Origin of the sequence: Campylobacter sp. CNRCH_2007_0968H (assembly GCF_025773245.1) — a bacterium.
Classification (GTDB): domain Bacteria; phylum Campylobacterota; class Campylobacteria; order Campylobacterales; family Campylobacteraceae; genus Campylobacter_D; species Campylobacter_D lari_D.
In genome coordinates, this window is the sequence record NZ_JAKMTQ010000037.1 from 1 (window position 1) to 1,570 (window position 1,570).

General features: G+C 25.3%; 2 protein-coding genes. Both read right to left on the reverse strand.

The window, feature by feature from the left end; genetic code table 11:
- Positions 1-632 (reverse strand): hypothetical protein (locus L8Y18_RS08490; RefSeq protein WP_263676659.1); only part of this gene is annotated, 632 nt, incomplete at its 3' end.
- Positions 619-1,443 (reverse strand): hypothetical protein, encoded by an 825-nt coding sequence (locus L8Y18_RS08495; protein WP_044598833.1) that lies wholly within the window; start codon positions 1,441-1,443, stop codon positions 619-621. The genes L8Y18_RS08495 and L8Y18_RS08490, both read right to left, overlap by 14 nt.
- Positions 1,444-1,570 lie beyond the last annotated feature (127 nt).

Below are 1,570 nucleotides of genomic sequence, written 5' to 3' on the forward strand. Positions count from 1 at the left end.
GGATTGATTAGTTTTTGAAAAAAATCATTTGGATGATCAATACATTGACCATTAGGTGTTATAGAATTACTAGGGCATACAACAGGAGGTTTAATTTTATCTCCGATTTTATTAAGCAAATCTTGAGTATTTATTAGCAGTTTTTTTGCTAATTCTTTAATGTTTTCAGAAAAATAGTAAGATATAACACTTCCTCCAGCAAAAATAATTATACCAAAAATAATTTTTCCTCTAAACAAGATAAGTGCTATTTCTTTAGAAATATCTAAGCCTTTTTTTAAAACAAAATCTTGTATAACTTCTTCTCCTAGTTTTACTAAAACTTTAGTTATATCGCCATTGTTAATATACTCTAAGGTATATTCAGTAATTTTTAGTTTGTTATCCACTTTATCTGTAATAACTTGAACTTTTTGAATATAAGGTTGTAGGGTTTCTTTAGTGGGAGAGTTGGGGGAAAGGTTGAATATATTGCCTAAAAAATGAGAGGTATTGCTTATTTCTCCGGTTGCATCTCTACTATTCTCTACAATTTCTTGTCCTTCTCTTAGGGCTTCTTTTATACTTTCTTTAATGTTAATAGTGGTATTGTTTTCATTATGAACACTAATATTATTTTCATTTGCATTCATCTAAGGCCTTTTGGATTTTGTTTAAATAATTACCTATAAAGATTATTATTGCTTTATGATTACTTTTCCACTTTTTATTTATTTCTTCATTAGAAAATTCTAGTGTATCTAATTTTTTAAGTGTATTATAACTTTCTTTCACTTGTTTGAATATTGTCAATTTGTCTTTAAAAGAACATAATTGGGTGTTGTAAAGTAAAAACATTCCTTGAATTGATACTTTTGAGTAAAGAGCCATAGCTTTATACCAAGCTCCCTTATCCAAATAGCCTATGCTATCTAAATAATCATAAAATTCTTCATAGTGCTTTATAAATTTAAGTTTTTCTTTAAAAATTTGTTTTTCTAAATCTTTAGTAGAGGCTCTTAAGTTTAGGTATTTTTGTTTTTCATTTGAGTTTAAATCGCTTATGAAATTAAGATAATTAAAATAGGTTTGCTCTCTACCATGTAGAAAGATAAAAATATCAATGTTGCTTTGAATAAAATTTTGGCAATACCTATCCTCAAATCCAAATAATTTAGCCACCTTAAAATCAAAAATAGCCTTTTGCATTTTTGTATTTAAATCTTTAAAGTCTTCTAGTTTAGGCTGATAATCATCTACAATTTTAATCATATCTTTAGGACTTGGATTTAAAGTCATTTTTTCAAAATTTTTAAAATTTAATTGAGCCTTAGGATGATGATATATTCCCCAATAAATCGTATATAAAGGAGAATAAAGTAATTTTGCAAGCACGGCAAGTATTATGATTAATATAATACAGGGTATATAAAATCTTTTAAGTTTATAAAAAGGTTTTTTCATTTATATTCCTTGATATTCTAAAAATAGTTTTTTATATATTTTTTGTAAAAATTACAATGAAAGTTTTTTAATATTTTAAGCAATTTTTTTACCTTTAAGGTTAGTATTGTTTATTATAGCATTGTTG

Excerpts from the sequence above, each read along its gene's own strand:
- L8Y18_RS08495 (WP_044598833.1), bottom strand. The coding sequence starts at position 1,443 with ATGAAAAAACCTTTTTATAAACTTAAAAGATTTTATATACCCTGTATT.